General features: G+C 33.6%; 26 protein-coding genes. 18 read left to right on the forward strand and 8 right to left on the reverse strand.

Annotated elements, in window-relative coordinates; genetic code table 11:
* The first annotated feature begins 21 nt into the window (after window positions 1-21).
* The 10 genes from hisD (at window position 22) to ACZIX2_RS04625 (ending at window position 9,175) form a co-directional block, all read left to right on the forward strand.
* Window positions 22-1,308: a histidinol dehydrogenase gene (gene hisD, locus ACZIX2_RS04580; RefSeq protein ID WP_463338901.1), complete on the forward strand. Its 1,287-nt coding sequence runs from the start codon at window positions 22-24 to the stop codon at window positions 1,306-1,308.
* Between the two features lie 11 nt (window positions 1,309-1,319).
* Window positions 1,320-2,360, forward strand: a complete 1,041-nt coding sequence (gene hisC / locus ACZIX2_RS04585) for a histidinol-phosphate transaminase (RefSeq protein WP_463338902.1) — start codon at window positions 1,320-1,322, stop codon at window positions 2,358-2,360.
* A 13-nt stretch (window positions 2,361-2,373) separates the two neighbouring features.
* Window positions 2,374-2,817, forward strand: coding sequence for a hypothetical protein (locus ACZIX2_RS04590; RefSeq protein ID WP_463338903.1), 444 nt, complete (start codon window positions 2,374-2,376; stop codon window positions 2,815-2,817).
* 31 nt (window positions 2,818-2,848) lie between these two features.
* Window positions 2,849-3,985 carry a bifunctional histidinol-phosphatase/imidazoleglycerol-phosphate dehydratase HisB gene (gene hisB, locus ACZIX2_RS04595; RefSeq protein ID WP_463338904.1) on the forward strand — a complete coding sequence of 379 codons (1,137 nt, stop codon included), beginning with the start codon at window positions 2,849-2,851 and terminating at the stop codon, window positions 3,983-3,985.
* Window positions 3,986-4,056: 71 nt separating this feature from the next.
* Window positions 4,057-4,644, forward strand: a complete 588-nt coding sequence (hisH, locus tag ACZIX2_RS04600) for an imidazole glycerol phosphate synthase subunit HisH (RefSeq protein WP_463338905.1) — start codon at window positions 4,057-4,059, stop codon at window positions 4,642-4,644.
* Window positions 4,645-4,651: 7 nt separating this feature from the next.
* Entirely contained in the window at window positions 4,652-5,377 is a 726-nt protein-coding gene (gene hisA, locus ACZIX2_RS04605; RefSeq protein ID WP_463338906.1) for a 1-(5-phosphoribosyl)-5-[(5-phosphoribosylamino)methylideneamino]imidazole-4-carboxamide isomerase, read from the forward strand.
* 69 nt (window positions 5,378-5,446) lie between these two features.
* The gene (gene hisF / locus ACZIX2_RS04610; protein WP_463338907.1) at window positions 5,447-6,202 is read left to right on the forward strand and encodes an imidazole glycerol phosphate synthase subunit HisF; all 756 of its coding nucleotides are present in this window, start codon (window positions 5,447-5,449) and stop codon (window positions 6,200-6,202) included.
* Window positions 6,203-6,329: 127 nt separating this feature from the next.
* The gene (gene hisIE / locus ACZIX2_RS04615) at window positions 6,330-6,926 is read left to right on the forward strand and encodes a bifunctional phosphoribosyl-AMP cyclohydrolase/phosphoribosyl-ATP diphosphatase HisIE (protein ID WP_463338908.1); all 597 of its coding nucleotides are present in this window, start codon (window positions 6,330-6,332) and stop codon (window positions 6,924-6,926) included.
* A 67-nt stretch (window positions 6,927-6,993) separates the two neighbouring features.
* Window positions 6,994-7,452, forward strand: coding sequence for a DUF4265 domain-containing protein (locus ACZIX2_RS04620; protein ID WP_463338909.1), 459 nt, complete (start codon window positions 6,994-6,996; stop codon window positions 7,450-7,452).
* Window positions 7,453-7,522: 70 nt separating this feature from the next.
* Complete coding sequence (locus ACZIX2_RS04625; RefSeq protein ID WP_463338910.1) at window positions 7,523-9,175, forward strand: M1 family metallopeptidase; 1,653 nt, start codon at window positions 7,523-7,525, stop codon at window positions 9,173-9,175.
* A 62-nt stretch (window positions 9,176-9,237) separates the two neighbouring features.
* Here the strand turns inward: ACZIX2_RS04625 and ACZIX2_RS04630 are convergent, their stop codons facing one another.
* Window positions 9,238-10,488 (reverse strand): uracil-xanthine permease family protein, encoded by a 1,251-nt coding sequence (locus ACZIX2_RS04630; protein ID WP_463338911.1) that lies wholly within the window; start codon window positions 10,486-10,488, stop codon window positions 9,238-9,240.
* A gap of 124 nt (window positions 10,489-10,612) precedes the next feature.
* A complete protein-coding gene (locus ACZIX2_RS04635) occupies window positions 10,613-11,011 on the reverse strand; it encodes a glyoxalase (RefSeq protein WP_463338912.1) in 399 nt (132 codons plus the stop codon).
* A 71-nt stretch (window positions 11,012-11,082) separates the two neighbouring features.
* Here ACZIX2_RS04635 and ACZIX2_RS04640 point away from each other — a divergent pair, with 71 nt between their 5' ends.
* A complete protein-coding gene (locus ACZIX2_RS04640; RefSeq protein ID WP_463338913.1) occupies window positions 11,083-11,466 on the forward strand; it encodes an acyl-CoA thioesterase in 384 nt (127 codons plus the stop codon).
* Between the two features lie 36 nt (window positions 11,467-11,502).
* Here ACZIX2_RS04640 and ACZIX2_RS04645 read toward each other — a convergent pair whose 3' ends face one another.
* Window positions 11,503-12,774 (reverse strand): mechanosensitive ion channel family protein, encoded by a 1,272-nt coding sequence (locus ACZIX2_RS04645; protein WP_463338914.1) that lies wholly within the window; start codon window positions 12,772-12,774, stop codon window positions 11,503-11,505.
* A complete protein-coding gene (locus ACZIX2_RS04650) occupies window positions 12,767-13,051 on the reverse strand; it encodes a DUF3817 domain-containing protein (protein WP_463338915.1) in 285 nt (94 codons plus the stop codon). The genes ACZIX2_RS04645 and ACZIX2_RS04650 overlap by 8 nt, the downstream gene beginning before the upstream one ends.
* A 245-nt stretch (window positions 13,052-13,296) precedes the next feature.
* Between ACZIX2_RS04650 and ACZIX2_RS04655 the strand changes: the two genes are divergently transcribed.
* Together ACZIX2_RS04655 and ACZIX2_RS04660 are read left to right on the forward strand one after the other, a co-directional pair.
* Window positions 13,297-14,835, forward strand: a complete 1,539-nt coding sequence (locus ACZIX2_RS04655) for a DEAD/DEAH box helicase (RefSeq protein ID WP_463338961.1) — start codon at window positions 13,297-13,299, stop codon at window positions 14,833-14,835.
* Window positions 14,836-14,921: 86 nt separating this feature from the next.
* Entirely contained in the window at window positions 14,922-16,217 is a 1,296-nt protein-coding gene (locus ACZIX2_RS04660) for a DEAD/DEAH box helicase (protein ID WP_463338916.1), read from the forward strand.
* Window positions 16,218-16,401: 184 nt separating this feature from the next.
* Here ACZIX2_RS04660 and ACZIX2_RS04665 read toward each other — a convergent pair whose 3' ends face one another.
* A complete protein-coding gene (locus tag ACZIX2_RS04665; RefSeq protein WP_463338917.1) occupies window positions 16,402-16,902 on the reverse strand; it encodes a DUF2911 domain-containing protein in 501 nt (166 codons plus the stop codon).
* Between the two features lie 179 nt (window positions 16,903-17,081).
* Between ACZIX2_RS04665 and ACZIX2_RS04670 the strand changes: the two genes are divergently transcribed.
* The 3 genes from ACZIX2_RS04670 to ACZIX2_RS04680 all read left to right on the forward strand — a co-directional run bounded on the left by ACZIX2_RS04670 (window position 17,082) and on the right by ACZIX2_RS04680 (window position 20,035).
* Window positions 17,082-18,998 carry a DUF294 nucleotidyltransferase-like domain-containing protein gene (locus ACZIX2_RS04670; RefSeq protein WP_463338918.1) on the forward strand — a complete coding sequence of 639 codons (1,917 nt, stop codon included), beginning with the start codon at window positions 17,082-17,084 and terminating at the stop codon, window positions 18,996-18,998.
* Window position 18,999: 1 nt separating this feature from the next.
* Complete coding sequence (locus tag ACZIX2_RS04675; RefSeq protein ID WP_463338919.1) at window positions 19,000-19,599, forward strand: 3'-5' exonuclease; 600 nt, start codon at window positions 19,000-19,002, stop codon at window positions 19,597-19,599.
* A 61-nt stretch (window positions 19,600-19,660) separates the two neighbouring features.
* Window positions 19,661-20,035: a DUF4258 domain-containing protein gene (locus ACZIX2_RS04680; RefSeq protein WP_463338920.1), complete on the forward strand. Its 375-nt coding sequence runs from the start codon at window positions 19,661-19,663 to the stop codon at window positions 20,033-20,035.
* Here the strand turns inward: ACZIX2_RS04680 and ung are convergent, their stop codons facing one another.
* Together ung and ACZIX2_RS04690 are read right to left on the reverse strand one after the other, a co-directional pair.
* Window positions 20,036-20,731, reverse strand: coding sequence for a uracil-DNA glycosylase (ung, locus tag ACZIX2_RS04685; protein ID WP_463338921.1), 696 nt, complete (start codon window positions 20,729-20,731; stop codon window positions 20,036-20,038).
* Window positions 20,724-21,059, reverse strand: coding sequence for a nuclear transport factor 2 family protein (locus tag ACZIX2_RS04690; RefSeq protein WP_463338922.1), 336 nt, complete (start codon window positions 21,057-21,059; stop codon window positions 20,724-20,726). Before ACZIX2_RS04690 ends, ung begins: the two co-directional genes overlap by 8 nt.
* Before the next feature lie 162 nt (window positions 21,060-21,221).
* Between ACZIX2_RS04690 and ACZIX2_RS04695 the strand changes: the two genes are divergently transcribed.
* A complete protein-coding gene (locus ACZIX2_RS04695; protein ID WP_463338923.1) occupies window positions 21,222-23,384 on the forward strand; it encodes an endonuclease MutS2 in 2,163 nt (720 codons plus the stop codon).
* 26 nt (window positions 23,385-23,410) lie between these two features.
* Entirely contained in the window at window positions 23,411-23,827 is a 417-nt protein-coding gene (locus tag ACZIX2_RS04700; protein ID WP_463338924.1) for a thiol-disulfide oxidoreductase DCC family protein, read from the forward strand.
* 12 nt (window positions 23,828-23,839) lie between these two features.
* Here the strand turns inward: ACZIX2_RS04700 and ligA are convergent, their stop codons facing one another.
* Window positions 23,840-25,840 carry an NAD-dependent DNA ligase LigA gene (ligA, locus tag ACZIX2_RS04705; RefSeq protein WP_463338925.1) on the reverse strand — a complete coding sequence of 667 codons (2,001 nt, stop codon included), beginning with the start codon at window positions 25,838-25,840 and terminating at the stop codon, window positions 23,840-23,842.
* Between the last annotated feature and the right edge of the window lie 63 nt (window positions 25,841-25,903).

Below are 25,903 nucleotides of genomic sequence, written 5' to 3' on the forward strand. Positions count from 1 at the left end.
ATTTTACTAAAAATATAAAAAATGAACAAAATATACAATCCAAAACCAGAAACGTGGTCAACCCTCCTAGAAAGACCCACAAAAACAGTAGATGACATAGAAACTACTGTAAAAGAAATTTTTAAAGAAGTACAAAAAAAAGGAGACGAAGCCATTACCAAATACACTTCTCTTTTTGATGGAGTAGCAGTAGCCAATCTTGAAGTTACTCTAGAAGAAATCAATGAGGCGATTGCATCAATTCCGCAAGAATTAAAAGATGCTATTCAATTGGCAAAATCCAATATTGAGAAATTCCATACCGCTCAAAAAACCACTCGTGTAAGCGTAGAAACTACTTCAGGTGTTTCGTGTTGGCAAGAAAAACGCCCAATTCAAAAGATTGGTTTGTACATTCCAGGTGGTACAGCTCCTTTATTTTCGACCGTTTTAATGTTGGCTGTACCAGCGTATATTGCGGGTTGCAAGGAAATTGTGCTGTGTTCTCCTCCAGATAAAAAAGGAAAAATCAACCCAGCCATTTTGTATGCCGCTCAATTGTGTGGGGTAACTAAAATTTTGAAGGTTGGTGGCATTCAAGCCATTGCAGGATTAACTTTTGGTACAGCTTCAATTCCGAAAGTGTATAAAATTTTCGGACCAGGTAATCAATTTGTTACGGTAGCCAAACAATTAGCGACTCAATTTGGGGTTGCCATCGATATGCCTGCGGGGCCATCAGAATTGTTAATTGTTGCTGATGATACAGCCGTTCCGGCCTTTGTAGCTTCGGATTTGTTGTCGCAAGCAGAACACGGTACCGACAGTCAAGTGATTTTAGTTTCGACTTCAAAAGATTTAATTGACGCGGTTGAAACTGAAATCCAAACCCAATTGGAAGTGTTACCAAGAAAAGCCATTGCAACAAAAGCCATTGAAAACTCTAAATTGATTTATGTTAAGAATGACCAAATCGCTTTAGACTTGATTGACGAATACGGGCCTGAACATTTCATTATTTGCGCTAAAAACGAAGATTTTTATGTAAATAATATTGGTAATGCGGGTTCAGTTTTTATTGGGAATTACACGCCCGAAAGCGCGGGAGATTATGCTTCGGGAACCAACCATACTTTGCCAACCAATGGTTTTGCTAAGAATTATAGTGGTGTCAATTTGGATAGTTTCTTAAAATCGATGACATTTCAAAAAATTACAGCTGAGGGCATTCAAAACATTGGTCCTGCAATTGAACTAATGGCTGAGGCTGAAGGATTGCAAGCCCATAAAAATGCGGTGACGTTGAGATTTAAAGATGTAAATATTTAAAGATTAAAGTAATGAGTTTTGATATAAATAATTTAGTTCGGGAGAATGTAAAACAAATGAAACCTTATTCTTCCGCTCGAGACGAATTTGAAGATTTTGATACCGCTCAAATGATTTTCTTAGATGCGAATGAAAATCCGTTTGAAAATGGCGTAAATCGCTATCCAGACCCGCAGCAACAATCGGTTAAATCGATTTTAGGGCAAAGTATAGGATTGCAAAAGAAACAAATTCTACTTGGAAACGGTAGTGACGAGGTGTTGGATTTATTGTTTAGAGGATTTTGTGAGCCAAAAATCGATAACATTATCACATTGCCACCAACGTATGGAATGTACAGTGTTTTGGCCAATTTGAATGATGTTACCAACAAAGAAGTGTTGTTGACCAATGAATTTCAACCCAATGTAGAAGCTATTTTGGAAGCGGTTGATGCCAATACGAAAATCATCTTTTTGTGTTCACCAAATAACCCTACGGGCAACTCATTTTCGGACGAAAGTGTGGTATATCTGTTGAATAATTTCAACGGATTAGTGGTTATTGATGAAGCCTATATCGACTTCTCTACCAAAGCGAGTTGGGTGAACGAATTGGACGCTTATCCTAATTTGGTCATTACACAAACCTTGTCCAAAGCCTACGGGTTGGCAGGGATTCGACTCGGAATTTGCTATGCTTCAGAAGCTATTATTGGAGTGTTGAATAAAATTAAACCGCCTTATAATGTTAATGAATTAACGCAGCAAAGAGCGATTGAACGTTTGCAACAACCAGCTAAAATTGAATTAGAAATTAATTCTATTATTGCGCAAAGAGAACTTTTACTTAAAGCATTACTTAAGGTAAATTTTGTTGAAGTTGTTTATCCCACAGAAGCGAATTTTGTATTGATTAAAGTGGATGATGCGAACAAAAGATACGATGAATTAATTGCCAAAGGCATAGTGATTCGTAACCGAACTACGCAACCCCTTTGCGAAAATTGTTTGCGATTGACGATTGGAACAGAAATAGAAAATAAGAAATTGATAGAAGCTTTATTAGTTTAATAAATAAAAAAATATGATTCTACTACATAGAAAATGGTTGTTAATTCTCTTGATTTTATTAAGTTTTACAACTTTAATAAAAGCGCAAACCACTAAAGCAGATGAAACTGGCAAAATTTATTTTCTTCGTTCATCAGGCTGGGGAGGAACTTTTTCCAATTTTAAATTTTATATTGATGATAAATTTGTATGCAAGGCAAAATACAAACGATATTCTATACATGAAGTTCCTTCAGGTAGGCACAATTTAAAGCTTCAATATGGCAATAAAGACATCAAAACATTCAAAAATGGTATGCCGTACATTGAGGTTCAAGTTGAATCTGCAAAATCATTATATTATGAGTTAGTATATGAAACAGGTTTATTTACAACATTAATTTATTTTAAAGAAATAGACGAAAATACTGCCAAAGAGAAAATGAAACAAATGAAGGAGAACACTTCATGTTTGTAAAAAAAAAAAAAGAGAGTAAAAATTAGAATAAATGAAAAAAGTACTTTTTATAGACCGTGATGGAACGCTAGTTTTAGAACCAGAAGGGTATCAGTTGGATAGTTTGAGTAAATTAGAATTTTACCCGAAGGCGTTTCAATATATGGCAAAAATCGCCAAAGAATTGGATTATGAATTAGCGATGGTTACGAATCAGGATGGTTTGGGAACTGATAGTTTTCCTGAAGAGACGTTTTGGCCTACGCAAAATTTTATTTTGAGAGCTTTTGAAAACGAAGGAGTTTTGTTTGATGATATTTTTGTGGACCGTTCATTTCCTGAAGACAATGCGCCAACGCGCAAACCTAGAACGGGAATGTTGACCAAGTACATTAACAATCCGAATTATGATTTAGCAAATTCTTTTGTGTTGGGCGACCGCTTGACCGATGTAGAATTAGCCAAAAACCTAGGAGCCAAAGCCATTTTCTTGAAGCAAGAAGAAGGGTTGGGAGCCGCAGAATTGTCTAGTAAAAAAGAGGAATTAGAGGCTGTAATTGCCTTGCAAACTACAGATTGGAAAGCGATTTATGAGTTTTTGAAATTAGAAGCTCGTTCGGCTAGTATTGCTAGAAAAACGAACGAAACCGATATTACCATTCAGTTAAATTTGGATGGGACAGGAAAAAGTAAAATCGACACTGGAATTGCTTTTTTTGACCATATGTTGGACCAAATTGCGCGTCACGGACAAATGGATTTAGAAATTTCGGTAAAAGGCGATTTGGAAGTAGACGAACACCACACTATAGAAGATACGGCCATTGCTTTGGGAGAAGTTTTTGCCAAGGCTTTAGGTAATAAATTAGGGATTGAACGCTATGGTTTTTGTTTACCAATGGACGATTGCCTATCACAAGTGGCGATTGATTTTGGCGGAAGAAATTGGTTGGTTTGGGAAGCTGAATTCAAGCGCGAAATGGTAGGAAAAATGCCAACTGAGATGTTTTATCACTTCTTCAAATCCTTTTCAGACGGGGCAAAAGCGAACATCAACATCAAAGCGGAAGGCACTAATGAACACCACAAAATAGAAGCGATTTTTAAGGCTTTCGCCAAAGCTATAAAAGTAGCCGTGAAACGCGATACGGAAAAAATGATTTTACCAAGTACGAAGGGAATGTTGTAAAATAAATGGGAAGTTAGAAGTGGAAAATTAGAAACTTCTGACATCTAACTTCTAACATCTAACTTAAAATAATGAAAATAGTTATCATAAATTACGGCGCAGGAAATATTCAAAGCATTATGTTTGCCATAGAACGATTGGGATACAAAGCGGTTTTGAGTAACAATCCTGAGGAGATAAAAGTAGCAGACAAGGTCATTTTTCCTGGTGTGGGCGAAGCGAGTTATGCAATGAAAATGCTACAAGAAAGCGGACTAGATACTTTGATTCCAACTTTAAAGCAACCTGTTTTGGGGATTTGTTTGGGCATGCAATTGATGTGTCAATCTTCTGAAGAAGGGAATACAAAAGGTTTGGGAATTTTTGATGTGGATGTGGTCAAATTTTCTTCCAAAGTGAAAGTGCCACAAATGGGCTGGAATACGATTTACAATCTAAAATCGGATTTGTTTAAAGGCATTACCGAGAATGAATATATGTATTTAGTGCATAGTTTTTATGCGCCGCTTTGCAAGGAAACCATTGCAACTACAAACTATGAATTAGAGTATTCATCGGCTTTAGAGAAAGACAATTTCTTCGGAACGCAATTTCATCCTGAAAAAAGTGGAGATGTTGGAGAGCAAATTTTAAACAACTTTTTAAACCTTAAACTGTAAACAAATTATGCGAATAATACCCGCAATAGATATCATCGAAGGAAAATGTGTGCGTTTGTCCAAAGGTGATTACGATACCAAAATTATTTACAATGAAAATCCACTGGAAGTCGCTAAATCATTCGAGGCACACGGAATTGAGTATTTGCACTTAGTAGATTTGGATGGTGCCAAGTCGAGCCAAATTGTTAACTATAAAATCTTGGAGCAAATAGCGACTAAAACGAAATTGAAAATTGATTTTGGTGGTGGTTTGAAATCCGATGCCGACTTAAAAATTGCTTTCGAAAGTGGTGCCAACCAAATTACTGGAGGAAGTATAGCCGTAAAAAATCGAGCCATTTTTGAAAAATGGATTGCAGAATACGGTTCCGATAAAATAATTTTAGGAGCAGATGCCAACAATGAAAAAGTGGCTGTTTCTGGCTGGTTGGAGGATTCCAATGAAGACTTAATTCCATTTATTCAAGACTATCAAAGCAAAGGTATTCAGTACGTGATTTGCACCGATATCGCTAAAGATGGTATGTTAGAAGGACCGAGTTTTGATTTGTACCAAAAAATACTGGAACAAGCCCAAGGGATAAAATTGATTGCTTCAGGAGGGATTTCTACTTTTGATGAATTGCCTAAATTAGCCGAACTAGGTTGTGAAGGAACCATCATCGGTAAAGCGATTTATGAAGGGAGAATCACGTTGAAACAACTAGAAAATTTTATTTTAAGTTCATAGTTGATAGTTAATGGTTTGTAGCTTAAAAAATAAACCATTAATTAAAAACAACAAACAATAAACAACGATATGCTTACGAAAAGAATAATACCTTGCTTAGATATTAAAAACGGACGAACCGTAAAAGGGGTGAATTTTGTCGATTTACGCGATGCGGGCGACCCAGTAGAATTGGCCAAAATCTATTCTGATGAAGGGGCAGATGAATTGGTGTTTTTGGACATTTCAGCTACCGAGGAAAGGCGAAGCACTTTGATTGACTTGGTGCGAAAAGTGGCGGCTACCATCAATATTCCATTTACGGTGGGTGGCGGTATTTCGACCGTTGAAGATGTGGAAGTATTGCTGCAAAATGGTGCTGATAAAGTGTCTATCAATTCTTCGGCAGTCAAAAATCCGCAATTAATTAATGATTTGGCACAGAAATTTGGCAGCCAATGTGTCGTAGTAGCTATTGATGCCAAACAAATAAAAGGCGAATGGATAGTACATTTGGTAGGAGGGAAGGTGCCAACGGAAATGCGATTGTTTGACTGGGCGAAAGAAGTAGAACAACGCGGTGCAGGCGAAATACTGTTCACATCAATGAATCATGATGGCACCAAAAATGGTTTTGCCAACGAAGCTTTAGCGCAACTATCACAATTGGTTAATATTCCGATAATTGCTTCAGGTGGGGCTGGAAACATTCAGCATTTTGTGGATACCTTTATTGATGGAAAAGCCGATGCGGCTTTGGCGGCTAGTGTTTTTCATTTCAAAGAAATAGAGATTAAGACGCTAAAAAAAGCTTTAAAAAACAACCAATTTGAAGTAAGATTGTAGAACATAGAACATAGAATATAGACCATAGAAATAGAAAACTCTTTTATTTTTCGTTTTCAATCTTTCAATTTTTCAATCTTTCAATTTTTCAATCATTTAATCTTTCAATTATTTTAAATAAAAAATTATGCAAATAAATATATCTAGTGCTCACGGATTAATTCCTGCGATTATTCAGGATGCTAAAACAAAAAATGTTTTGATGTTGGGCTATATGAACAAAGAATCGCTTCAAAAAACCATCGAGACTCAAAAAGTAACGTTCTTTAGCCGTTCCAAACAACGTTTGTGGACCAAAGGAGAAGAAAGTGGCAATTTTTTAGAATTGGTTTCTATCAAAAATGATTGCGATGGCGATACCTTATTGATTCAGGCAAAACCAGTGGGTCCTACTTGTCATACTGGCGCTGACACTTGCTGGCAAGAAGCCAATTCTGTAAATTATGGTTTTATCTCACAATTGGAGTCGACAATTAAAAAACGTCGCGAAAATGCCGATTCCGAGAAGAGTTATGTGGCTTCATTATTTGAAAAAGGCATTAACAAAATTGCTCAAAAAGTAGGAGAGGAAGCTATTGAAGTGGTTATTGAAGCTAAGGATTCAAATGATGAATTATTTTTGAATGAAAGTGCAGATTTACTTTTTCATTACTTAATTTTGCTTCAAGCCAAAGGATTTCAATTAAACGACATTGTCAATGTTTTAAAAGCACGTCAGAAATAAATCTTTTGGGATAATACAAATCGTTTTGGGATACAGAAGTTGTTCCAATTTAATCCTATTTTAGAAGATGCAAGACACTAATTCAGAAGTTAAAATAAAGTTCCGTTTTTTTAGTAATTTATTAAACGATTGGGCAACCGAGACCCTTTGGGCCATTATATTAGATGAAAATGAAGGTATTTATAAATTAGATAATATACCTTTTTATGCACCAGTATCTTGTGGTGATATAGTTTTTGCTGAAATAGATCCTGAACAAGGGCAACTTGTTTACAAAGAAACGCTGGAGCATTCGGGTAATTCTACAGTTCAAGTTATTGTTGGTCAAGATTTAGAAATAGAAGGATTAAGACAGCACTTTTCAGAAATGGGTTGTGAGTCCGAAAAATTTAACGATACATTTTTTGTGATGCAAATACCTTCGGATGTCGATTATGCACCAATTCGAGCCTATTTAGACACTTTGGAATCGGCTAAACAATTAACTTACGCAGAGCCAAACTTAGCAGAAAATCATTGGTATTAATTTTTACTGATTCGTAGTTTTTTATTTACATATTAAAAAAATATGTAGTTTTGATAAAAAACTATATTTAATGAAAAAAATAGCTATCCTCATATTATTTTGTATTGGCATTGTAAGTAGAGCGCAAGGATTATTAGATAAAAAGGAAACTATTTTTACCCGGCAAGATACGCTGAGAGGAAGCATTACAAAAGAAAGAGCTTGGTGGGATTTAAAGCATTATCATTTAGCGATTAAAGTAAATCCAACAGACAGTACAATTGCTGGGTCCAATACCATTCGTTATCAGGTATTGAAAGAGGCCAAGGTAATGCAAATAGATTTGCAACCCCCAATGGAGCTTACCAATGTAATTCAGGAGGGTAAGACGCTTCATTTTACAAGAGAAGGAAATGTATACTTTATTACATTATCCGATGTTCAGCAAGTAGGCACCACCAAAGAAATTGTAGTTTTTTATAGCGGAAAACCTAAAGTGGCTGTAAACCCACCTTGGGATGGAGGAATTACTTGGAGTAAAGATGCTAATGGGAATGATTTTATTGCTTCATCCTGTCAAGGTTTGGGGGCAAGTGTATGGTGGCCCAATAAAGACCATATGTATGATGAAGCGGATAATGGGATGATGATTAGTGTGAATGTTCCAGGAAATCTGACTAATGTTTCTAATGGAAGATTGCGAAATATTCAAAATGAATCAGATGGTACTCGAACTTTTCATTGGGAAGTAGTTAATCCAATAAATAATTATGGCGTAAATATCAATATTGGCGACTATGTTTCTTTTTCAGATGTATATAAAGGAGAAAAAGGAAATTTAGATTGTACCTATTTTGTTTTACGTGAGAATCTCGAAAAAGCCAAAAAACAATTTCAAGAAGTGCCCAAAATGTTGAAGGCATTTGAACATTGGTTTGGTCCTTATCCTTTTTATGAAGACAGCTTTAAATTGGTCGAAGTGCCTTATTTGGGTATGGAGCATCAAAGTAGTGTAACCTACGGCAATAAATATCAAAATGGCTATTTAGGAAGTGATTTGAGTAGTACAGGATGGGGATTAAAGTTTGATTTTATTATCATACATGAGTCGGGACATGAGTGGTTTGCCAACAATATCACGTACAAAGATATTGCTGATATGTGGATACATGAGAGTTTTACAGCATATTCAGAAAGTTTGTTTTTGGAATATTATTTCGGGAAAGAGGCTGCAAGTGAGTATGTAAAAGGAGTCCGACAAAATATTGAAAATGATAAACCGATAATTGGAAAGTACAATGTCAATAATGAAGGCTCTGGCGATATGTATTACAAAGGTGCTAACATGTTGCATACTTTACGTCAAGTGGTCAATAATGATGAAAAATGGCGTACCATTTTAAGAGGCTTGAATAAAACGTTTTATCATCAAACAGTTACCTCACTACAAATTGAAAAATATTTGAGCGAAAAGATTGGTAGAAGCTTAACTCCTTTTTTTAACCAATATTTGCGTGATACTCGAATTCCTACATTGGAGTATTATTTCAAAGACAATCAATTTGGATATCGTTGGATTAATGTGGTTGCTGGTTTTTCGCTTCCAATCATAGTGTATTTCAACGGGAAAAAGCAAAATATTACCCCAAGTAAAGATTGGAAAACAATGACAGTTAAGACTAAATCGAATTTCACTATTGATGACAATTATTATGTTAAAAGCATCGAAGTGGATAAAAATTAAAGGGCAACGAATAATTTGATGATTGACTATTGAAGAACTAGGTGATATCAAAATAAACCTTTTTATGAAGGATTCTTATCAAGATTTAATTGGTCTTTAGGTAAAATTTTATTTAAAAATACGCCAATAAATGCTGCAATGGTAAGTCCAGATAATGACAAAGTTTTACTGATGTTAACTTCTTGAATAGCAATACCTAATACAAATATAATTGAAGAGATAATTAAGTTGCGTGAATTTGAGAATTCAATTTCGGCACTAATTAGTGTACGAACACCAACAGCTGCAATCATTCCAAACAATATAATAGAAACGCCACCCATTACGGGTGTAGGAATGGTTTGTAATACAGCTCCAAATTTTCCAATTACCCCTAATATCACGGCATAAACGGCAGCTATTCTTAAAATTTTTGGATCGTAAATTTTAGTAACAGCTAAAACACCCGTGTTTTCTCCATAAGTAGTTACAGCAGGACCGCCAATGCAACCCGCAAATAAAGTAGCTAATCCATCTCCAAACAAGGTACGCGTGATACCTGGATTTTGGAAGAAATCTTTTCCAACAACGGCTCCATTTGTGGAAATATCGCCAATATGTTCAATAAAAACCACTAGAGCGATAGGAGCAATGGCAAAAATAGCCGAGAGAGAAAAGGAGGGAAGTGTTAGTATGTCACTCATCCCTTTTTGGGAAAATCCAAACCAATTGGCTTGTGTTATACTCGAAAAATCGACTACACCGAGTAAATAAGCTGTAAAATATCCGATACAGACCGCGATTAAAATGGGAACTAATCTAAAAAATGACTTTTCTAGTATGGAAACAATAATCATAGTAGTAATGACTATTAGGGCAATTAATAAACTTTTCTGATCAAATGCACCATCTTTATACCCCGCCATTGCTATGGCTACAGGACTCAATCGCAATCCTATTACCATAATAATCGGGCCCACTACTATTGGAGGAAAAAATGATTTTATTTTTTCCACTCCAAACAATTTGACCATTCCTGCCATGAAAATATAAACTATTCCAGCGGCAATGACCCCGCCTTTTACATTTCCAATTCCTTCCTCCTTGAGAATAAATGTCAAAGCACCTATGAAAGCAAAGGAGGAGCCTAAAAATACGGGTACTATTTTTTTTGTAGTATAATGAAATAGCAATGTTCCAATTCCAGCTGAAATCAAAGCGATAGAAGGATCAAGTCCAGTTAAAAATGGTACTAAAACCGTTGCGCCAAACATAGCCAATACGTGTTGAAGTCCTAAAATTAGTTGTGTTTTCGTTGACAATTCTTTTTTCATAATCTAAGAAAATTAAAATTCATCAATATTGGAATACGGTTGGTCAATGAATACAGTTTTGAGTTTTTTAAATTACTTTTTCTCCAATCAATAAGGAACTTCAATTAAACAAAGTCTTGTAATTCTATATAAATTTTTCAAAAAGTTGTATTTGGCTTTTGATGCGCTCGATGAGCATGTTCATCATGCGCTTGTTGAGATTTGAAGAGTTTTTAATATACGTTTGGTATTCTTCTAAAGTAAATAATCCAATAATAATCCCTTTAAAAGAGTTTCTTAATTTGACATCTTTTTGAATAGCATTTTCTACAAGAATTAACTTTTTTTCTATGGTTAATGAGTGAAAATCTTTTCTATTTTTTTGAAGATAATTATCAAATACAGCTAAAAATAAATCATTTTGTAATTTTAGTATGGGTCGGAGTACTTGGTTTTGAAATTTTTCATCTGCAGAGGATTGTGGCGTAATAGCACCCAAAACATCACCTCTAAACTCTTGAATAAATTGGTCGCGATTTAGCATGGTTTTTTGTTTAAAGATACTAAAAGTGAGGCTTATTTTTCCTATTTTTGAAAGTATATAAAAAGTAAATCATGAGATTCCATACTAGAAAATGGGTGAAACCCGAAGATTTAAACCCCAATGGTTCGTTATTTGGTGGAAAGTTACTCGCTTGGATTGATGAAGAATTGGCTTTATATTCTATAGTTCAATTAGAAAATCCTAAAATTGTCACAAAGTATATGTCCGAAATTAACTTTAGAAGTTCAGCTAAACAAGGGGATATTATTGAAATTGGGATTGATGTAGTGAAATTTGGTACTACCTCTTTGGTCTTGAAATGTGAAGCAAGAAATATGATGACACGAGAAACGATCATTACTATCGAAAATACGACAATGGTGAATTTAGGAGAAGATGGAAAACCAAAACCTCACGGAAAAACCGAAATAGAATATGTTAAAGACCGATTATAAAAAAAGGGATGAATCAATTTCATCCCTTTTTTTTTTTTATGGTCTCATCTGGGTTTTTAAAAAAGTTGTATCCGATGGCATTTCATAAATTTCTAAATGAAAATAGGGAACCGCTGCCATAACATGGTCAAAAATATCAGCCATGATGTATTCGTAGTTAACCCATCTTTTATCGGTTGAAAAGGCGTAAATTTCCAAAGGAATACCATGTGGAGTAGGCTGAAGTTGGCGACACATCATGGTAAGGTTTTTATTTAGCCCAGGGTGTTGATGTAAGTATTGATTAATGTATTTTCTAAACAAGCCAAGATTGGTCAAATTTCGACCATTTATAGCTAATGATTTGTCTACATTATGAGCTTGGTTGTAACGATCGATTTCTGCTTTTCGGGTTTTAATATAAGGAGAAATTAAAGCTATTTTTTGTAAATCCTCAAGTTCTCTGTCTTCTAAAAAACGTATCGAACTTGCTTTTAATAAAAGATGACGCTTTATTCTCCTCCCTTCTGATTGAAACATACCTCTCCAGTTATGAAAAGAATCAGAACTTAAACTATAGGTTGGAATAGTTGTAGTGGTGTTGTCAAAATTTCTAACTTTTACTGTAGCTAAGTTAATTTCGATTACATCACCATCGGCACCATATTTTTCCATGGTAATCCAATCTCCAATACGCACCATATCATTTATAGCTACTTGTACACTGGCCACAAAACCCAAAATGGTATCTCTGAAAATCAAAAGTATTACCGCAGAAACAGCCCCGAATATAGTCAACATCTCTTTTTGACTAATTCCGAAAAGTTTAGAAATAATAACTGAGACACCAAACATCCATAACACAATCATGATAACCTGAATAAAACTATCAATAGGCTTATCACTAAAGCGTGGCTTTTGCTTTAAATAATCTTTAATGGTGTTCAAAATGGATCGAATAATCCATAGAATAAGTAGAACAATATAGACGCCTACTAATTTTCCAAATAATCCCTCCCAATATTCATATCGATCCAAAATTATTGGAACCGACTTATAGATTAATGTAAAAGGAATTAGCTGGGCAATATAAATGACGGTCTTATTAGAAACAATTAAATCATCAAATTTTGTTTTCGTTTTTAAAGCAACTATAGCCATGGCAGTTACAAACAAAAAACGAAACATCATGTAAATAGTGTAAGTCAAGAAAATCAATATAGCTATATTGAGTACTAAACTTAAATAGGAAGAAAAGGTATAACCCAATCCCCATTTTCTGAAAATTGGATAAAGAAAATTAAAAATGATTTCTAAATATTTATTCATTGCTTAAATATTTCTTTTCAATATAAAAGGTACCAAAAGGAAGAAGCGAACCTAAAATTATTATAGAAAAAGTTAAGAAAGACCACTTTTGTTGTTGTTTTAGTAAAACCGCAAGGCCAACATAGGCAATAAATAAAACACCGTGACTCATTCCAATAGGGTAGAGTAGTGTTTTATACAAATCAATAGCATTGGGTTTGATAACTAACATGTTGAACAGTAATAGTAAATAAGAACAACCTTCTAAAAGCGCCGTAATTTTAAATGATTTAAACATAATTGAATTTTAAATATAAAGAGCCACAAAATTAAGTATTCTATTTGATTAATGGTACTGCTCATTTTTCAAAATACCATTACTTAATTTTAGCAATGCAATGCAAAAGATAAAAAAAAGGTAGTATTTCTTACAATAATGTTTTGTCATAAGATAAATTTTAAAAAGGCAAACTATAAAATTTAGATTTAAGGTAGTGGTATAACTCTTTTTTAAACGTATTTTTGCAAAAATTAAAAAATACAATGCTAGAAGAGACGTTACAAGCACCAATTGAAGAAAAAAAAGAACTTTATGCTTACCAAAAAGGTGATATAGATGCTATTTTTGAAAGAATAGATAATGCACCTTCTAATTACCATTTGTTGTATCAATTACCTACCGGAGGTGGGAAAACTGTTATTTTTTCCGAGATTGTTAGAAGGTATTTGTCTCAACATGAAAAGAAAGTGGTGGTATTAACCCATCGTATAGAGTTGTGTAAGCAAACTTCCAAAATGTTGAAAGGTTTTGGAGTGAAAAATAAAATAATTAACAGCAAAGTTAAAGACTTACCAGATCAAAACGATTTTTCATGTTTCGTAGCCATGGTTGAAACACTTAAAAATCGTATTAACGATGAAAAATTACATCTAGACAATATTGGACTGGTTATCATTGATGAAGCGCATTATAATTCTTTCAGAAAATTATTAAGTTCATTTAAAAAAGCTTTTATACTTGGAGTAACAGCAACCCCTTTAAGTTCCAATATAAAACTGCCTATGAATCAAAATTATCAAGAGCTGATAGTAGGTGATACGATTAGTTCATTAATTGATAACGGATTTTTGGCTAGAGCTGTTACATATAGTTACGATGTAGGTTTAACCTCGTTAAAAGTTGGTATTAACGGAGATTATACCGTGAAATCTTCTGATGATTTGTATACTAATATGGTGATGCAAGAAAAACTTTTGCATGCTTATACGGAACGCTCTTTGGGTAAAAAAACATTAATTTTTAATAATGGTATTAATACTTCACTATATGTATACGAAACATTTCGTGAAGCCGGTTATCCAATTCGTCATTTGGATAATACCAGTAGCAATGAAGACCGAAAAGAGATTTTGCATTGGTTTAAACATACCAAAGATGCCATTTTAACTTCCGTTGGAATTTTAACTACAGGTTTTGATGAGCCTACTGTTGAGACCATAATTCTAAATCGTGCCACAAAATCTTTGACTTTATATTTTCAAATGATTGGTCGTGGCTCTAGAAAATTGCCAGGTAAAGATGAATTCACAGTAATTGATTTGGGTAATAATGCTGCGAGATTTGGACTGTGGAGTGATCCAGTCAACTGGCAACATATCTTTAAATCACCCGAATTTTATTTGGAAAATCTAAGGGATGATCAAGAAATTGAAATGCATTTTAAATATCAAATGCCACCTGATATTAGAGCAAAGTTTAGCAAAACTGAGGATGTATCTTTTGATGTCGATGAGGAACATAAGTTGGCAATCAAACAAAATTTACGTTCCAAAGTTGTTTTAGATAAATCCTTAGATCAACATGCGTCAATGTGTGTAGACAATGCAGAGTTACCTCAGGAAGCCAAAGCACTAGCTAAATTTCTTGAAGATGACATTGAAGATAGAGTGAAAAGATTTTCAAAATGTTTGAGTCAGTGTAGTAAAAATTATCGCGAGTGGTTGATTGAAGATTATAAAACACGATTAACGTTATTAATTGGAAAAAAATATCGCGAAAAAGTAATGAGTGAATTGGACTAATAATTTTAAACGGTTCAACTTGAGTTTTGATTCAAAGTTAAGTTGCTGTATAATCCATATTTTTTAAAACTATAAATCAGTATAAAATGAGTAATAATTTCGCAAACTTAGGATTATCAACGGCTGTGGTCAAGGCAATTGAAGAACTTGGAATTAAAGTGCCAACTCAAATTCAATCCGAAATTATTCCATTGGCATTAAAAAGAAGTACTGATTTAGTTGGTATTGCAAAGACAGGAACTGGAAAAACTGCGGCATTTGGGTTGCCAATTTTGGACACCATTGATACAAATGACCACAACGTACAAGCGCTAATTTTAGTTCCAACTAGAGAATTAGGAAATCAAATATTTGAAAATTTAACTCAATTTGCAAAATATTTACCATCACTTTCTATAGCTGTAACTTGTGGTGGGGTGCCCATAAAACCTCAAATAGAGCGTTTAGGACAACCTACACATTTATTAATTGCAACGCCTGGTCGATTGATTGATCTATTAGAACGTAAAGCTGTCAATTTAAATGCAACACCTTTGTTAGTGCTTGATGAAGCAGATGAAATGGTTGCTATTTTGAAAGAAAGTTTGGATACTATTATGGCTTCATTGCCCAAAAAGCACCAAACATTTCTTTTTACCGCCACACTTTCGGGTTCTATAAAGCAATTGATTCAGAATTACTTACACAAAAACGTAGTTCAAGTAAGCTCTGACATGGAGCAATTGGGAAATCAAGCTATTGATCATCAATATATAGTAGTAGATCCTATAGAAAAATTGGACGTTTTGATGCATTTTTTAACTTCCAAAGAAGGGGAACGTGGTATAATTTTTTGTAAAACCAAAGCTGCAGTAAACAAATTAGCTAAAAATTTGGCGATTCATAAGTTTTCATCTGGTGCAATTCATGGAAGTTTAACACAAGGTATCAGAGATAGAATCATGAATCAATTCAGACAAGGACATATTAACATTTTAATAGCTACTGATTTAGCCGCTCGAGGAATTGATGTTGCAGATGTTTCTTTTGTGGTAAACTATCATTTACCAGATACGTATGAAGCTTATGTACACCGAAGTGGTAGAACAGCAAGAGCTGGTGCGAACGGACTTTCTTTAACGGTAATACAAGCTGAAGAGGAAGTTGAGATTTCAGACTTCGAACAACAATTGGGTTTACAATTTACCAAGTACCAAAAACCGTCATCCGAAAGTATTGAAGAAAATAATGCCATACTTTGGGCTAAACAAATTTTCAAGACGAAACCCAATCATGATTTAGATCTTAACTTTAAATCTCAAATTAAATCAATTTTTCATCATTTAACTAAAGATGAACTCATAGAAAAATTAATTGCCAATTATTGGTTACAACAAAAATAAGGTTGTTGTAATTACTTTGGTCGGTCCTCATATTTAATAGATATACTTTTGAATTATAATTTATATTATGTAAAATAGAAAATTCAATATTTCTACTTTGTTCTATTCTTTATTCGAAATACATGATTTATCAGGGCTAAAAAAAAGCACCCTTTTGAGGTGCTTTATACTAAAACTATTAAATCTATTGTACATTAAAGCCTATAATCCATTTTTCCCATAGCAACTCAATTCTTGTGCCGGTAATTTTATATTCTAATTTTTCTATAGACGATGAGTTCATTTTGTTTTTAACCGTTACGCGTAATTGGTCGTTGGTTGCTTTGTAATCATAAGCACCCCATAGTTTTGAATCTTTATTGAAAATTAGGACACTTTCATTGGCATTTGGAATTATAAAAAAAGAATATTTTCCAGCAGGTAATTCATTTCCTTCAATTACAATATTTTTATCCGTTTCAAACGTCGTGGCTTCGTTGGCACCGGCACGCCAAATTTTATCAAAAGGAACTAAAGCTCCCCATATGGCTCTTCCTTTAACCGATGGACTTCCGTAATTCACAGTTATGGTTGCGCCATTGATTTTTCCCGTTACAGATTCAGCAGGACTGCTCACTTTTTTTTGAGCAAAACTTATACTGGTTAACAAAAGTAACAGAAAGACAACATTTTTTTTGATTTTCATAATGCTATGGTTTTAAGTGAAATAAAGTTCTAATGATAAACAAATGCTAATTTACTAATAATATTATTCTTTTTAAGATTTTATTAAGACATTTGTAAATCAGATACTTCTAGTATTTGTCATTGATTTTTGATGACTTATTTATTACTTTTACGTTTATTAAAACCTATTTGAAACCTATGAATACCATAGCAGAACGTATTGCTGATTTTTTGAAAGAGTATCCCCCTTTTGATAATTTAACTTTTAGTGAACTCTCTGAAATTGCTTCAAATATTCGTGTTATTAATTTAGAAAAACATCAAACTTTATTCAAAATTAATGACCCGTTGCATGAATGTTTTTACGTTGTAGCCTCTGGTACTATTAGCCTTTCTGTTATTTCTGATGCTGAGGAAACTCTTTTAAATAAAAGTCAACAAGGTGATATTTTTGGTCTTCGTCCTTTTTTTGCCAAGAATAATTATATGATGACCGCTAAAGCTAGAGAGGATTCTATTATTTATGCCATTCCAATTGCTACATTTAGACCGTTTGTGGCTAATAATTCTTCGGTTTTAAATTTTTTGCTTGAAAGTTTTGCCACAACTTCACGATATGCCAGTGATAAAGAAAATTATACAGGTAAATTATTATCTGATAATGTGTTTTTTCCTGATCAACAATCAGAAATTCAATACTTTCAGTCACTCACCTATGATACCTCTCCATTGACCACCACAGGAAAAGCCATAATCAAAGACATTGCCATTATCATGACAGAGAAAATGGTTAATAATGTAATTGTTTGCGAAAATAATTTTCCGATTGGTATAGTAACGGATTGGGATATGCGTTCGAAAGTAGCAACAGGTAGGTATTTGATTTCGGATAGTATTGACAAAATTATGGATTCGCCTGTCATTACAGTGCCTGAGAATGTTTCATTAGCTGAAGCACAATTGATTATGTTGAAGTATAATGTTTCTCATTTATGTGTAACCTTAGATGGCACTTCCCAATCAGTTGTGAAAGGAATTATTTCTGAACACGATTTGATTATTGCTCAAGCTAGTAATCCAGGTGTAATGATTAAGGAAATTAAACGTTCGTTAACTCCTAAAGATTTAAAACAAGTAAGAGAAAAACTCACGGATTTAATTTTAAATGCAATTCATAAAAACATTCCATTATACCATGTTTCAAATATTGCCAGTGAAATTAATTTGGCCATAATTAAAAGATGTGTAGAGCTTTCAATTCTGGATATGGGCTCCCCTCCTGCTCGTTTTGTTTGGTTAAGCATTGGAAGTCAAGGTAGAAAGGAACAGTTGTTATTTACTGATCAGGACAGTATGTTGGTCTTTGAAGATGTAGCTGCAGATCAATATCGAGAAGTAAAAGATTATTTTGTAAAATTGGCCAAACGTACTGTTGCAAATCTTGAAAAAGTTGGTTATCCATATTGCCCTCAGGATCATATGGCGAGTAATTTGCTTTGGTGTAAATCCTTATCTGATTGGATCAAACAATTCAATAGTTGGATGAATACACCAGGTGAAAATAGCAGCGATATGAGTGCTCTGTTTTTTGATTATGAAAAAGTATTTGGCGATGAAAAATTAGAGGAAGCCATTGGTAATGTCATTTTTCAAAACGCAAAGAATAATACTCTTTTCTTTGATTACATGGGAAATGATGTATTGAGAAGTAATGCTCCCCTTACTTTTTTCAAAAAATTTATTACAGAAGAAGATTCCATTAATAGAAATAAATTTGATATCAAGACTCGTGCATTAATGCCTTTAATTGATGGTGCTCGTTTATTTGCTTTATATTATAATTTAAAAGGTATAAACAATACTTACCTTAGATACAAACAATTGGCAATTTTGGACCCCAAAAACGCAGAAATTTATCTCAACTGTGCTGAAGCTTTTATTACTTTGACTAAATTTAGAACATTAGAAGGTTTAAAAAATGATGATTCAGGTCAATATCTTCCTGTTGCAGAAATGTCACGTATGGATAAAGATAAACTCAAAGCCGCTTTAAGTCCAATGAAAGACCTTGAAGAATTGATAAAAGGTAAATTCAAACTCACTCAATTTTCTTAATATGTTAGATTGGCTAAAAAATATTAACAAGGAATATCCAGAATTCTGGAAGGAGTATTTGTCAAAGTTTGATGGTAAACCCAATAGAATTATTGTGTTTTCTACAGAAACATCTGGTATGAATCCAGAAAAAGATGTCATTCTATCAATTGGAGCTTTTGAAATAGAAGACAATAGTATTTGCATTGGACAAAGTTTTGAAGCAGTACTCTTGCAATATAAATATTTTCATGACAATGGACTCTCCAATGAGTTTATTGTTGATAGCAAAATGAAAAAATTGGTTGAAACTGATGCTATTCAAATGTTTGTTGATTTCATTGGAAATGCTGTTTTGATTGGACATCATGTTGATTTTGATGTAGACATCATTAATGCTGCATTAGAAAAAATGGACTGTGGAAAACTTAAAAACCAAGCACTTGATGTGGACGTGATGTATCGAAAATTAAACGACATTACCGACAAACAATTTTCTTTGGATGAATTGTGCGAAATTTATAAAATTCCACAAAGTGATAGAAATTCTTCTTCAGAAGATGCTTACCGAATTGCGCTGTTGTTCCTAAAATTGAAAAACAAATTGAATTTGCAAATCTAGTTTTTCACAAAAGTTTGAATTACATTTGCCAAAATTAATTTAATCAATTTTCATCATCGTTATGAAATTATACCAACGTTTTGCTTACTATTTGATCGGTTTAGTCTTAGGTTTCTTTGTTGTAGCTGGTTTTTTTTTAGGAAAGGATACTAGATGCAATTATTTTCCAAATTCCAGAGTTTTAAACAATTTAAGTTCAAAACCTTTTATCTATTCTGATAAAGCTTCTCAAATTCTTAGTGAAAAGTGGGTAGACACCATCGATATAAAAAATACGTTAAAATACGGTGATGTTGATTTTGATAAAAGTAATATTCCAACTGAAAATGGGAAATTATACACCGTTTATGGTAAAACTATAAACAATCAACCCATTATTTTGGAAGTAATAAACTACGATAATAAAGCAGTTCTTAAAGATATCATTAAAAAATAATTATCTTATCCACTGAATGGGTTCTTTTCCATGATCCTTGAGGTACTCATTTGTTTTTGAAAAATGTTGATTTCCAAACCATTTTCCCTGATTGGCGCTCATCGGTGATGGATGTCCACTTTCTAAAACTAAGTGTTGGGTTTTATCAATTTTACTTCCTTTTTTTTGTGCAAAACTTCCCCATAATAAAAAAACAAGATGCTTTTTTTGGGAAGCAATTTTTTCAATGACTGCATCAGTAAAGCGGCTCCAATCTAGATTTTTATGGCTATTGGGTTGGTCTTTTCGAACGGTTAAACTGGAATTTAATAGCAAAACTCCTTGCTTGGCCCAATCTTCTAAATTTCCAGATGTTGGCATGAAAATACTGTCCAAATCATCAGTTAATTCTCTGTATATATTACGCAAGGAAGGTGGGATTTTTATACCATCATTAACCGAAAAACACAAACCATTAGCCTCTCCTACTCCATGATAGGGATCTTGTCCGATGATGATGACTTTTACCTCTTGCAAAGCGCACTGATTAAAAGCATTAAAAAGTAATGCTTTTGGAGGGAAACATGTATGTTTTTGATATTCCTCATCAACGGTTTTTATTAATTCTTGAAAATAATCAGAAGCTAGTTCATCATGTAAAAATGATGCCCATTCTGAGTTTAATACTGAGGAATAGTTGGAGGTTATGTTATTCATATTCAAAGAAAACTTGTGATATTTTATTGTTCTTTACTTTGTACATAGCAATCACGTGTATTATTTCTCCAGAAGCTCTTCCTGTCACTTTTTCTTTATCGATGACTAAATTTCCTAAGCTTATTCTTTCGTTGACACTCGCTTTTTGATTTGGGTTTCTCGCCCATGCTTCGGTATAATGCTTTTCAAACATAGCAATACCAGAATAAAGCAACACATTCGGGAATTGATACACTTGGATGTCATCAGCAAAACAAGATACAAATCGTTTTATATCTTGTGCATTATAGGCATCTAGTTGTTCTTGTACTATTTCTAGGGGTGACATTTTTTTATCTCAAATGTAAATATTGTTTGGCTAGTAAGAAAAAATTTCTTTTACTGTTATCAAACTAAAAGTATTTTATCAATAGAGGTGTAAGCTATCAATTAATAATGTAAATACTCGAAAAGGAATACTTATTTTTGTATCCCAAAATAATACAATTTCATGATTGCTATCAACGAAAAAACATTACAAGATTTACAATTTCCAACTGTATTAGAAACCCTTTCGGACATTTGTAATACTGACTTAGGCAAAGAAAAAGCATTGAAAATAACGCCCTTTAAAGAAAAAGAGACGTTAATGCAAGCTTTATTACAAACCTCTGAATATGTTTCTTCTTTTCAAAACAACAATGCCATTCCGAACCACGGATTTGACGCCATTCATCACGAAATCAAATTTTTGGCCATTGAAGATAGTTTTCTTGAAGTAGGTAGTTTTAGAAAAATAGCCACGCTCTCAAGTACTAGCAATTTTTTATTAAATTTTTTAAAGAAGTTCGAAGACTATTATCCCAATTTATATGCTCGTGCGTCAAAAGTAGAATATACCAAAAACATCATCACCTTGATTGATGAAGTAGTGGATAAATATGGCGAGATAAAAGATAATGCTTCTCCTGATTTACTCAATATTCGGAAAAGTATGAATGTAGTTCGTGGCAAGGTAAATCAAAGTTTTGGTGTGGCCTTATCACAATACAATGGTTTAGGGTACTTGGATGATATCAAAGAAAGTTTTGTTCAAAATCGAAGAGTTTTGGCAGTCTTAGCCATGTACCGTAGAAAGGTAAAGGGAACGATATTGGGGAGTTCAAAAACGGGAAGTATTGCATACATAGAACCCGAGACTACTTTAAAATACTCTCGTGAATTGAGTAATTTGGAATATGAGGAAAAGGAAGAAATAACTCGAATATTAAAGCAATTGTCTAATGCTATTAGGCCATATCTTTCTTTGCTTATAGAGTACCAAGAATTTTTGAGTGACATAGATGTGGTGGCTGCCAAAGCCAAATATGCCAATAAAATCAACGGTATTTTACCCGAAATAACCAATAACAGAAGGTTGTTTTTGCGCGAAGCGTATCATCCTATTTTGTATTTAAATAACAAGCAGAATAATGAAATTACTCATCCACAAACCTTTGAATTAAATCAAGAAAATCGAATAATTGTCATTTCCGGTCCCAATGCTGGAGGTAAAACAATTTCCTTAAAAACGGTTGGTTTGTTACAATTGATGTTACAGTCCGGAATGTTGATACCTGTGCACGAACGAAGCGAAACATTTTTATTTGACCGTATATTGACCGATATTGGTGATAATCAATCTATAGAAAATCACTTAAGTACCTATAGTTATCGTTTGAAAAACATGAACTATTTTCTTAAAAAGTGTAATAAAAAGACATTGTTTTTGATTGACGAATTTGGAACAGGTTCTGATCCCGAATTAGGTGGTGCGTTGGCTGAGATTTTTCTTGAAGAGTTTTATCATCGTGAAGCATTTGGAATCATTACCACTCATTATTCCAATTTAAAAATATTGGCCAATGAGTTGCCTTTTGCTCAAAATGCCAATATGTTATTTGATGAAAAAACATTAGAACCCATGTACCAATTGGTAATTGGACAAGCAGGAAGTTCGTTTACTTTTGAAGTTGCTCAAAAAAACGGGATTCCTTTTGGATTGATCAATAGAGCAAAAAAGAAAATTGAAAAAGGAAAAGTACGATTTGACAAGACGATAGCTACGCTTCAAAAAGAGCGTTCAAAACTTGAAAAAACTTCTCAAATTTTGAAAGAGGAAGAGTCCAAAGCAAGAGAGGAAGGAAAAAAAATGGAGTCGATTAATGAACGAATCAAGCAAAAGTTAGAAAGCTATCAAGAATTATATGATAGTAAACAGAAAACTATTTATATAGGTCAGAAAATTGAAGACATTGCCGAAAAATATTTCAACAACAAAAATAAAAAAGAACTTATAGGTGAATTTTTGAAGATTGTAGAAATTGAAAATTCCAAACGAAAAAAGGTGTCACCAAAAGAAGCAAAATTGATCACGGAAAAGAAAAAAGAAATAATTAAAGAAGTAGAACAAAAAGTTGAGGAAATAAGAATTATTAAAAAAGAAAAAAAGGCAAAACCAATTGTAGAAAAACCCAAACCTATTTTAAAAGTAGGCGATAGAGTTCGAATGACTGATGGAAAAGCTGTAGGAACCATAGACAGTATTGAAAAAAATAAAGCGACTGTCAATTATGGAATTTTTACTTCTAAAGTAAGTTTAGAAGAACTTGATTTGGTGGAAGCTAAAAAATAAATAAGGATTACAAAATCAATTTAAGTATGCTAGTATTTCCTGAGAATAAAATAATACTACTTTTTGACGGCGTTTGTAATCTTTGCAATTCATCGGTACAAACCATTATTGAAAATGACCAAAAGGACATCTTTCGTTTTGTTGCTTTACAAAGTCATTTAGGGCAAGAAATTGTAAAACACATTGGATTGCATCCAATGCAAATAGATAGTATAATTTTTTATAAGCCTGGAAAATGTTATACAATAAAATCTGAAGCGGTTTTGTGTATTGCCAAAGAACTAGGTGGATGGTACAATTTGTTGTCTCTTTTTTCAATTATTCCAACTAAAGTTCTGGATTTCATTTATGATATTGTGGCCAAAAATAGATACAAGTGGTTTGGAAAAAAAACCACTTGTATTATTCCATCAGTTAGTATACAAAATAAATTTTTGAGCTAACAGCATATTGATTTATTGTTCAAGTAAGGCTATAAAATCATTTTCTGAAATTATGGCTATGCCTAATTTATTAGCTTTTTCTAATTTAGAAGGCCCCATATTATCTCCTGCAATCACATAATCAGTTTTGGATGTAATAGAGCTACCTACTTTACCACCATTTTCTTCAATGGCTTTTTTTAAATCATCTCTAGAAAATTTTTCGAAAACACCAGAAACAACAAAGGTTTTACCAACAAGCAATGTTGTAGCATTTGGATTTTCCTTTTCAATTAATTCAAACTGAACCCCCTTGTTTTTAAGTCGCTGAATACTATCGCAATTTTCTTTGTTTTCAAAAAATTCAACTACACTTTTTGCGATTCGTTCCCCTATTTCATCTACCAAGATTAAATCAGTTAAGGTTGCTTTTTGTAAGGCCTCTATGGTTTTATAATGTTTGGCTAATTTTTTTGCCACGGTTTCGCCAACGTATCGGATTCCTAATGCAAAGAGGACATTTTCGAAAGGTACGTTTTTAGATTGCGCAACACCATTAATTAAATTTTCGGCTGATTTTTGTGCCATTCTTTCTAGTGGTAATAGTTGTTCCACGGTCAAATCGTATAAATCAGCATAATTTTTAACTAAACCATTGTGATACAACAAAGCTACGGTTTCTCCACCAAGGCCTTCAATATCCATAGCTTTACGTGAAATAAAATGCTGGATTCTACCAATGATTTGAGGCGGACAACCATAAAAATTGGGGCAATAATGATTGGCTTCACCTTCGGATCTTACAAGTGGGGTTTGGCATTCTGGACAGTGTGAAATGTATTGGGTTACTTCTGAATGCAATGGGCGTTTGTCGAAATCGACCGCAATAATTTTAGGGATAATCTCCCCTCCTTTTTCTACAAAAACGGTATCTCCAACTCGGATATCCAATTTTTGTATTTGATCCGCATTATGCAACGAAGCTCTCTTTACTATAGTGCCAGCCAATTGAACAGGATCCAAATTGGCTACAGGAGTTATGGCTCCGGTTCTACCTACTTGATAGGAAATGGATTGTAATAATGTACTTGCTTGTTCTGATTTAAATTTATAGGCTATGGCCCAGCGAGGAGATTTTGCAGTATAGCCTAACTCTTCTTGGTGTTGAAAAGAGTTTACTTTAATAACTACACCATCTGTTTCATAGGGTAGTTCATGTCGATGAGCATCCCAATAATCAATAAAAGAAAACACCTCCTTTAGACTTTGGGCCAAAATGGCCTCATTGGGTACTTTGTACCCCCATTCTCTTGCTTTTTGCAATCCTTCAAATTGGGTTGAAAAGGGTAGCTCATTCCCTACAATGGTATACAACAAACAATCCAATGGACGTTTGGCAACTTCAGCACTATCTTGAAGTTTTAAACTCCCCGATGCAGTATTCCTTGGATTGGAGTAAGGAGTCTCACCAATTTCTATTAATTCTTGATTCATTTTTTCGAATCCTGCAAATGGCAAAATGATCTCACCTCTGATTACAAAACTTGAAGGACAATTGCCTTTAATGCGCAGGGGTACGGACTTGATTGTTTTTACATTGGCGGTTACGTCATCTCCTTGAAATCCATCACCACGTGTAATAGCTTTAGTAAGCTTTCCGTTTTCATAAGTGATACTTATTGAAGCGCCATCATATTTTAGTTCGCATGTATAAGTTAACGGTACATTTCCTAAAACTTTTTGAATACGTGCCTCCCAATCAATAACATCTTCTTTAGAATAGGAATTGTCTAAAGAGTACATTCTAAATTCGTGGGTAAGCGTTTGAAAATTTTTGGTGATAGTCCCTCCTACTCTTTGAGTGGGTGAATTTTCGTCAAAAAATTCTGGATGAGCTAGTTCAAGCTTTTGAAGTTCTTCAAGTTTTTTATCAAACTCAAAATCAGAAATTTGAGGTTGATCCAAAACATAATAGTTATAATTGTGTTGCTCAAGTTCTGAGCGTAATGCTTGTATTTTACTTTGAATATCCATAAAAAAAATTGGCTATCTACGTGTCGGATTAAAACACTAAAAATAGCCAATTTTTATGGTAAA

It is taken from the genome of Flavobacterium riviphilum, assembly GCF_055231795.1.